Origin of the sequence: Laedolimicola ammoniilytica (assembly GCF_025567165.1) — a bacterium.
GTDB lineage: Bacteria > Bacillota > Clostridia > Lachnospirales > Lachnospiraceae > Laedolimicola > Laedolimicola ammoniilytica.
The window spans coordinates 69980-79216 of sequence record NZ_JAOQKC010000012.1 but is presented as its reverse complement, the minus strand read 5'-3'; the positions used below and the strand labels follow the sequence as shown (position 1 = coordinate 79216).

The following is a 9237-nucleotide window of genomic DNA, read 5'->3' as shown; positions in this document are numbered from 1 at the left end:
GCAGAAAGAGCTGCGCCAATGGGAGAAGTACGCTGATGGGGAGATGCCGAAGGAGATCTTCGACCAGTTGAATGAACGAATTCAGAAAAATAAACAGGCGGCCCAGATTGCCCTGGACGCTGCCCGGGAAGCTGCCCCCGATACTGCAGATGAAATCCAGGACAAAATCACCCGTCTGTCGGACGCGCTGCGTGCGCTACAAGATGACACCATACCGGTTTCCCTAAAAAATCAATACCTGAAGGCTGTCATAGAACGCATTGATTACTCCCGCCCTGCTTCCATCCGCGCTCTCCAGGGAACCACCGACCGCAGGCACGGCGGCTGGTCTACGCCGCCATTTGAACTGCAGGTGCATATGCGGTTTTGATTTTTACCCTTTATGTATAACATCATGGTTTGTATGAATAGAAACCATGATGTTATACATTAAGAATGTTTGTTTGAAAACAGCATTATATAGATAGTATAATTATCTTTATCAGATATAGCAAGCAGTGTCTGGGTGCTACCCATGCCTAAAATGCTTGATGGGGTATCCCCATGCCCTATGAACAGTGCCACGCACTGGCTTTCTCTAAAACATTTGTTCGGTAAATGCGAATAAAACTGAGACTTATCGCAAACTGTACGAGGTTAATTCGATTGCGAACACACATGTAGAAATTAATGGTGCAGACGGTGTCCAATATGCAATACCAGTCATTGTTAGAGAATCCAACACGCTAGAGCATCAAACAACGGTATTCAAAGACAGTAATGGCAAATGGTATATAGTGTCAGATGTAGCGCAGACATATACCATAGCTTTCTATGAGCTAACAAATGTGAACTTAACATAGTCGAATCGCACCTCCATAGACAGCGTTATTGTCGCCAGATCCATATCGAATATATACCGTGCCTTGCTCATTTGTATGAATAGTTAATGAAGAAGCGCTTGATATTTCATATGTATACACAGCTCTATTATACATAGCAACGACCCACACTCCAGAATCTGTTATGCTGATTCTATTTGCTACAACAAGCCATACTTGATCGTTTTCTACAAGTGCCGGAAAGCTTCCATCATGAGTAGATACAATTCTAGAGCTGTCCAATTTTAATTCAGTTTTCGCATTTACCAAACAACCGTTCCTTTAAATAAGCCCCGGAGCGATCCGGGGCTATAATCAATCGTACTAAATTTACAAGACAGGCGTCTGTTCTAACCATACCGTAATACTTCTTAGCACTTTACTGTATATGCCAAAGAAATCCATCCAGCGTCAGATTTCAGCTTCCCCCAGCTTCCTTTTTCTTCCACGATGGTGTACACCTGATTCTTTTTTACGGAAGTGACAGTCTTATAAGATGTTCCCGGCCCGCTTCTCACATTCAATGAACTGGCTGTGATTTTTACCTTGTAATCAGTTTTCCCAGCAGAAGCTGAAGGTGTCTCCAAGACATTTTCGGAAAGCTTATCATGAAATTCTTTCTTCCACAATGCATCTTTCGCAGGTGTTCCGCTCCAGTAAGCAGGGCAGGCTTTCCCGGTCACGTCAAAATGCCGGATGACTCTGGCAGCCGGAATATTATACTTCTTCATCAATTTCCGCACCAAAATCAGTGCATTTTCAATACTCTTTGCTGACGGATATACGCTTCCGTTCTTCACTGTATCACACAGCTCCACGGAAATGCTGTTTGTGTTTGTGCATTTCCCGTAGAAAGTACCGCCACCGGTCTTGGCGCAGTTTGCATATTTTTTACCTCCCACGGACCACGCCACATGATCATCAGGCACTGACTGAACAACCGAAGTATCATCCACAAAATAGTGAGCCGATGCTTTTACGATATTCTTCTTAAAATAATTTGCGTTTGCATCGGCAGAATCCCCGTCATTACCTGTATAATGGAGACCGATATACTTGATGGCGGCAAGACTTCTCCTGCCGCCATAATTCTTTCTATTTGCGAGATTCTGCTTATATTTATATGCCATATCATTCACCTTCCTTCTTTTCGTCCGTTCCCATCACGGTGTCCGTTTTTTCACTCAGTAGCCGCTCCGTCACGGCCAGTCCCTTAATGAGTACATACGGCACATCAAGACCATACTCTACCAGATTTTCCAAGATACTGCGGACCTCATTAATCAACAGGCAGGCCAGCGTGAACCAGCCCAGCAGCGCCAGGAATGACAGATCAATATTCAGAATATCTTCTCCCAGAGCTGTAAGCGCATATGCCGTCAGGAAAGCCGTTGCAATGATGATCCAGTATCCAAGTTTCTTGACGACACCGGCCAGGCCTACGGAGCTGCTTTCCTTTTTTAATTTTCGCGCCTTCATGTAGCCTGTGGCATAATCAAACAAATTCAGAAGCAGGAAGATGGCAAAAAGATACCAGTACTTTCCGAAAATAGCTGCAAGCAACGTCACGATGCCGCCAACTACCAGATTGTAAGTGTCCATAATTTTGTTCATTTCATTCATGTTTTTTCTCCTTTTTGAGTTTGAAAAGACCATTTTCGTAAAGCTGCGAAAATGGTCCATGTTTATGGGTTTTATTTAATTTTTGTTTCTCCATTAGTGCGGTAAATGCGAAGTGTGCGCCTGCCGTGTACGTTGCAGGCGAAAACTCTGCTGTGGTGCATAATGTAGAACAGTATGAAGCCCTGATAGTCTATGGAACGATTGGCGGGTATGGGACATCAATCTTTGGAATTATGCTCAATGACGGAAATGTAGAATTAAATAACATATGTGGCACAAGTGCTGAAGCGACAATAACAGCTACCTACGATAAAGATTCAAAAGATCTTTCATTATCGTACCGATATAGTAGCAGTTTCAGAGTGCTATACTACAGACAAATTTAAAAATCATTATATTGGATTAATACATTTGCACAAATGAGAAACTATAAGCCCAGTAGCTCGTCACTCCGGTTGCGTACAATGATATAATGCCGTTCGATTCAACTCTGCCAAATATAGCCGTTGTTCCACCTAAGTTATTAACCGGTATATACATAGTTTTGGGTGGTCGATATCCCTCTGGAAGCGTTGTTAAGGCTATGTATTTGCCAGCTTCTAGCTGGTAATCCGATGAGTCTCCAACTATGGTGACTATGCCATTTCTTTTGTACACTACACAATATCCAAGGTACAATTGTATACTTTTAATATCATTATTCGCATTTACCGAACTAAGCTCTGTCCCAACGTTCGTCGCTACAGCCTTACTGACATCCCACGCTCCAGCAGATTTTGTCGCTGTAAACTTCCAATATTGTTTATTATATGTGACATACTGCCCTGCGGTGTAATCCTGATCCGGATCATACGGCGTTGCCAGCATGGCCATCACCGTACTGATATCTGCAGATGCCTGTACATATGCATTTCCTGTCCATGTATAGATAATGGCTGGGCTGACCGTATTATCTACGTACAGCATGGTACTGTTTCCTGCTGCTGGAAACTCTGCCGCCGCCGAAAAATGTATCTGTGTCTGGCCTGCCGGTCCCTCTGGCCCGGTCTGACCTCGGGGAAGAATGAAATTCAGTATTGCTTCCTGAGCTGTTCCGGAATTCGTCACGCTCGGAGCACTGCCGGGCTCTGACGCCTCCACGGTACCAATCTCTAGCGTTGCCGCTTCTCCCGGATCGCCCTTCAATGCAGTTTTCTTCATTTCGTTCACTTCGGCCACCATGCTTGCAAGCGCTGTGAATTCATTTGTGCTCTCTGCTGCGCTATCATCTATATTACTTTTTCTCACATGTACCGAGAATATAGGAGTTGTGATATTTTCCTCTCCATTGACTAGCCTAAGTTCTACCTGCACGTCTCCGGGTACCGCCAGCATCTGGCTCGTAAAATCTGCCTGAATTTTTCCATCCACCACACTGCAGGACAGATAAGATACTGTCCCATCCGGTTTTTTAGCCCACATCGTGACGCTTTCCCCATCCAGCCCCAGTACCAGCCCACCCGCAGTAAGCGTTATACGTGCTCCACGACCAATATTATTTTGCTGAGCTTCTATTTTTTTCAAAGGATACAGGTCATACAAATCAACAGTTATATCATAGTATGTTTTCATGCCTTTTCCTCCCTTACAGTTCCTGTCACCGCTTCCTCTAATTTTCTTAAACGCTTATTCTGTTCCTGTATTAATTTCAACATCGCCGGAATCAAAATTTGGTCATTCCACATTTCAGGCTCGCCATTTTCATCATAGTTCACCGCATCCGGATAAATTTCTTCTACATCCTCCACAATCAGGCCTATTCTATCCCGTCCTTCATTCCTGTCGCCCTCATGTAAATATCCTTTTTTATATTTGAACACCTTTACAGGGATTTCATACAATTTATCCGGATTCATACTATCAGGTATATCTTCCGTAATATCTTCCTTGTATCTTCTGCTGGATGATGCAGAACGTAAAAACAATCCATTAGTCCATACCACCATATTGGGACTCCCTGAATCTGTATGTTCGTACGCGTAGGTTGAAACGATGCTTCCATTACAGTTAAGCATCGCTTTCGGCGAAAATCCACTTTCTGGTGTGTTGCCTGACATCGTTCCCGCATGTACCATTGCCGGTTCTATGGCCGAATATTCATTATATACATTATAGGCCCATGCACCGCCAGGAACCACCGATGCAGTTACTTCGTCACCATCCGATACTTTCACCCCTGCAAACCACTGTGCAACATTATCGAGGTCAAGCTTTCCACCATTAATAACGCAGCCCCCGTTATTCAACGTAACAACTGTCTTTCCATTTGCATCCAGCACCCGACACACGCCATTTCCATTCCCGTTTCCCCCGAGGGTCAATGTTCCTCCGCTGATCCGGTTGGCCAGCATGGTTCCGGCCGTAATGAAATCCGCCACCAGGGCTCCGTCAATCGTAGCTGCCAGCTTATACGGACCTGCATACCCATTAGAGCTATATCCCCATCCGTTCTGGTTCCATCTCCAAACCTTTGTGGCCGTCTCGATATCCGGTGTATCCATTATTAAAATCTCATAGGGCTGTCCCTCCGCGTTCTTATGCATAACTACATATCCGCCGTTCACTCCGGTAATCCAGCCGGTCGCATTGGCAATGGCCGCATCCAGGAAACCGGGAGATGCCACCTCTGCCAGCTGCTTTTTCTGTGCTGCCACTGTATCTGCCAGTGAAGTCCTCGCTTCTCCGATTTCAATACTGTCATATTTTTCTTTCAGGACATTATAGATTGTCTTGATTACCTTTGCAGTCGCCTTTACTCCGAGCTTTTCATATTCTACCGTCACAGTATCGCACAACTGTACTGCCTGCAGCTGTGCCATGCTTTCCCCTTCTGCCTGCTCTATGGGATAAAAAGACACATCAATGCTGACTGTCGGTACTCCTATATCGTGGCTGTTCATGTAGGCATACGCTGCCTCTCGCAGAGCATCTACATCCGGCTGTTCCTCAAAATCTGACGTGAGATCTACCGGTATGGTTCTGGGGTAAGGAAATTTCTCCGCCGTATCTGATGTCAGGATCTTTTCCGGCAATGTCACCAGCTTTCCCTGACCATCTGTCCAATACGGATAGATGCCGGTGATCGTGTTCGATATGGCCTCTTCCTGCTTCAAATCGGTGATATTCTTCCCATACTTCAATGTCACTCCCTTGTCCGCTCCCCGAGCTTTCCAGAGCCGCACTGTAAACATGTCAAATTCATATTCCCCGCCATATACATCCAGGATAGAGCCCTCTACTCCGCCCAATCTGGAGCGTATGCTGCTGGGTACCGTTACTTCAAAATTTCCTCCTGTCGTTTTATCTGTCCAGAATTCATACGGACACTCTTCCGCAGCGTTATTTTTCAGTCCCGCAAGCGCATCTGTAACACTGTTCGCTTTGAAAGGCGTACACGGAATATATGACATCTGATAGCTGATATGCTGTGCATATACCGTCACAATCCCGCGGATTGGCCTTGAAATCTTGTAAACGCTAAACGGCTGCGCCTCGCGTCCATCTCCGGGCTGTGCCAAAATCACGGATGCCAGCTTAATCTCTTCGTAATACGCTCCGGTAATCGGATACTGTACTTCAAGCTCATATTCCCCGTTTCTGGCCTCCGTCACAGTACAGGAGACTGCATCCGACAGCCTCCCTATTCCATTGCTATCAAATTTTTTTGTTTTCGGTTCATATAATATAGGTATCATATCGTCCACCACCTCGGCTTGATCTCAATCTTTTCAATATTTCCTTCAAAGCTTACTGTCGTTTTCCCCTCAGGAAGCTCTGGAAACGTGGGAGCATAAATATTGGCATTGCAGTTCTCTGTACCCTTGTATGCATTTTCTGTCTCGCAGTCTATATCCACATACCCGTCAATCGTTTTCAGCTGCATCTGCATCCCACCGGCCAGCAGCGTGCCCTTGCTCCCATACACGCGGATGAGCGGCTTCGCTGCAAATCCGGTTGGATTGTACAGTTCCATGGCCTCATTTCCCGACAGGATCTGTTCTCCTTTGAGCAGATACCTCTGCGGCTTGCAGTTAAATGTCAGTTCACACTCTCCGGATAGATTCAGGAATCGGGTATCAAAATCCAGTGGTCCCGTAAAACTCGCCACCCGAAAATACTCCGGATTGTAGCTGTCCTCCAGGCGTCTATAACCCGGATAAGACAGCAGCCATTCTCTGGCTGCGTCGGCGCTGCTTCGAAACGCAGTCCGGATAAATGCCGGATATGACACGGATTCATTTTTAAATCGCCCGCTGTCTATGACAAGCTCCCCATTCCTTCCTGGGATCTCGATTCTCTCCACATCTCTTTCCGGAGCATTAAATGTCCCACTTCCGGACACATAGATTCCAAAATCTTTGCTGCACTTTCCGCCAAATACCAGATATCCTGTCATGCAAACACAGCTCCCTTCTTGTCCACATCATCCTGAATCTTTTCAGCCACCAGTTCAGCAAGTTCCTCCTCACTCTGTCCAGGCGCCCCATACACATTTACCGTCAAACCGCCCATATAACTATTATTCGTCGTTGCCTTGGTAAGCGGCTGCACTACCGCGCTGCTTCCGGTCATCGTCAGCAGTTCCGGTCCAGCCTCACCTACCACTGCGCTTCCCTGCGACAGAACTCCACCTTTCGCAAGGTAAGGTACATTCCCGATTGTCGGAAGATTAAAATCATATCTTTTTCCTGTAAACGGATTTTTAAAAGATATTCCATTGATTTTCCGGATCACCCAGTTCACGCCTTCCAACATTCCGTTCAGCATGGCAATCACGCCATTAAGCGGTACTTTCACGATAGCTCCCAGGCCTCCGAACACACCCGAAACAATTTGACGCAACCCTGTCCAGGCCCGCTCCCAGTCTCCGGTGAATACTCCGCGTATAAAATTTATAATGCCATCCAGGATCTGTTTGGCAGCGTTCCAGACATTGCTCACGTTGGCCAAAAATGCATTCAACGCTGTCCCAAGCACCGGGCCAAACACCTGCGTCCAGTCTCGCGCAAAAATTCCCTGCAGAAAATCATCGAACTGCTGCAACCTGTTCTGCATCTCATCCCCGCTTTGCGCTACTTTTCCCACCAGTCCAACCAGCGCTGCTACCAGTAACGCTATGCCGGCAATCAGCAGTACAATCGGATTCGCGGCCAGAAAGCTCATTGCAGTTGACACCGTTCCACATAGCGATATCACTTTTCCAATGATGATCAACAGCGGGCCAATGGCCGCTACCACCAGTCCGATCGTTACAATCATATTTTTCTGACTGTCATCCAGTCCATTGAACCAATCCACCATGTTCTGAATCCATTTCACCAGCTTCGATATCATAGGTGTCAGGGTCTCTCCTATGGAGATTGCCGCTCCTTCTACCGCGGATTTCAGCAGCGTCAGCTGGCCGTTCAGGTTGTCCAGCATGACGTCCGCCTGTTCACTGGCGGTTCCCAGGCTGCCGCGCAAAGCCTCCTCATATCCGGCTATGGTGTCTACACCTTCCGTGAAGATCTGGTTCAGTCCCTTTGTAGAGTCCGAAGTAAAGGTTGCGGACAAGGCTGCAGCTTTCTCCGCGCTTCCAAGTCCATCAGTTGCCCTCTCCACATCTTTCAAAATATCTGTAAGGTCTCGGAAATTTCCGCTTGCATCCTGTACTGCAACCGTTGTCTTTCCAATCTTGATTGCGCCCTTATCCATTTTCTGAGTGATATCACGCATGATGGCTGCCAGCGCAGTACCAGCTTCTCCGCCTTTGGTTCCCTGGTTCGCCATAGCTTCCAGAAGGCTCGTCACCGTCTCCACATCCTGACCGGCTGCATGGAGATTCGCCGCGCAATTCTTATAAGCATCTCCCAGCTGTTCTGCGCTGGTATTACTGTTGGCCTGGGCATATGCAAGGATGTCACTGAGATAAGCTGCCTTATCGGCCTCCATGCCGAATGCTGACAGATAATCCGTTACCATATCGGACGCCTTCGCCAAATCCATACCTGACGCTGCTGCCAGATTCAGCACTCCCGGAAGCGCCTTTGTGGACTTTTCCGCATCCCATCCGGCCAGAGCCATGTAGCCCAATGCATCCGCCGCTTCACTTGCAGAGAAGGCCGTCTTCTCACCCATTTCCAGTGCTGTATCTCTTAACTTCTGGAAATCCTCTTCACCTGCTCCGGACAACGCTCGAACCTTGGACATTGCGGAATCAAAATCCGCAGTCGTTTTTACTGCCGCCGTTCCAATTCCTGCAATCGCAGCTGTCGCAGGAAGCATCTTGGTTCCCACATCAGAGACCTTGTCTCCGACTTCCTTCATCTTTTCCCCAGCTACTTTGAACTGCTGTGAAAGCACATTGCCAAATTCTTTTGCTGTTTTCTCCAGCTCCTTTAGCTGCTGCTCCGTTTCTGCAATTTCCCGCTGGAGTCCATCATACTGTTCCTGCGATATATCGCCCTTGGCCAGAGCCTCATTGGCCTGCTCCGCCGCTGTACGTAAGGTCTGTAGCTTGTCATTTGTCGAGGCTATTTCATTCCCCAGAAGACGCTGTTTCTGTGCCAGCAGTTCTGTATTTCCCGGATCCAGCTTTAACAGCCGTTCCACATCCCGCAAATCGCCTTTCGTATCCCGTATCTGTTTATTTACAGACTGCAGCGCTTTCGACAGACCTGTCGTATCTCCGCCTATCTCAACCGTTATTCCTTTGATTCTTCCTGCTGCCACTTCG

General features: G+C 47.0%; 7 protein-coding genes. 1 reads left to right on the top strand and 6 read right to left on the bottom strand.

Annotation, left to right across the window (positions count from 1 at the left end):
* Window positions 1-370, top strand: a 370-nt coding sequence (locus OCV63_RS10295) for a hypothetical protein (protein WP_262670792.1), incomplete at its 5' end; no start/stop codon positions are given.
* 861 nt (window positions 371-1231) lie between these two features.
* Here the strand turns inward: OCV63_RS10295 and OCV63_RS10290 are convergent.
* From OCV63_RS10290 to OCV63_RS10265, 6 genes are all read right to left on the bottom strand, one after another.
* Window positions 1232-1990, bottom strand: a complete 759-nt coding sequence (locus OCV63_RS10290; protein ID WP_262670791.1) for an N-acetylmuramoyl-L-alanine amidase — start codon at window positions 1988-1990, stop codon at window positions 1232-1234.
* A gap of 1 nt (window position 1991) precedes the next feature.
* On the bottom strand, window positions 1992-2483 hold the full coding sequence (locus OCV63_RS10285; protein ID WP_262670790.1) for a phage holin family protein: 492 nt from the start codon (window positions 2481-2483) through the stop codon (window positions 1992-1994).
* 402 nt (window positions 2484-2885) lie between these two features.
* On the bottom strand, window positions 2886-4094 hold the full coding sequence (locus OCV63_RS10280) for a BppU family phage baseplate upper protein (RefSeq protein WP_158363736.1): 1209 nt from the start codon (window positions 4092-4094) through the stop codon (window positions 2886-2888).
* Entirely contained in the window at window positions 4091-6217 is a 2127-nt protein-coding gene (locus OCV63_RS10275; RefSeq protein ID WP_158363735.1) for a phage tail spike protein, read from the bottom strand. The genes OCV63_RS10280 and OCV63_RS10275 overlap by 4 nt, the downstream gene beginning before the upstream one ends.
* Window positions 6214-6918, bottom strand: a complete 705-nt coding sequence (locus OCV63_RS10270; protein ID WP_158363734.1) for a hypothetical protein — start codon at window positions 6916-6918, stop codon at window positions 6214-6216. Before OCV63_RS10270 ends, OCV63_RS10275 begins: the two co-directional genes overlap by 4 nt.
* Window positions 6915-9233, bottom strand: a complete 2319-nt coding sequence (locus OCV63_RS10265; protein WP_158363733.1) for a phage tail tape measure protein — start codon at window positions 9231-9233, stop codon at window positions 6915-6917. Before OCV63_RS10265 ends, OCV63_RS10270 begins: the two co-directional genes overlap by 4 nt.
* Window positions 9234-9237 lie beyond the last annotated feature (4 nt).

Bases quoted from the DNA above. Each gene is read 5' to 3' on its own strand.
- OCV63_RS10275 (WP_158363735.1), bottom strand. From the start codon at position 6,217: ATGATACCTATATTATATGAACCGAAAACAAAAAAATTTGATAGCAAT.
- OCV63_RS10290 (WP_262670791.1), bottom strand. From the start codon at position 1,990: ATGGCATATAAATATAAGCAGAATCTCGCAAATAGAAAGAATTATGGC.
- OCV63_RS10280 (WP_158363736.1), bottom strand. From the start codon at position 4,094: ATGAAAACATACTATGATATAACTGTTGATTTGTATGACCTGTATCCT.
- OCV63_RS10270 (WP_158363734.1), bottom strand. From the start codon at position 6,918: ATGACAGGATATCTGGTATTTGGCGGAAAGTGCAGCAAAGATTTTGGA.
- OCV63_RS10285 (WP_262670790.1), bottom strand. From the start codon at position 2,483: ATGAATGAAATGAACAAAATTATGGACACTTACAATCTGGTAGTTGGC.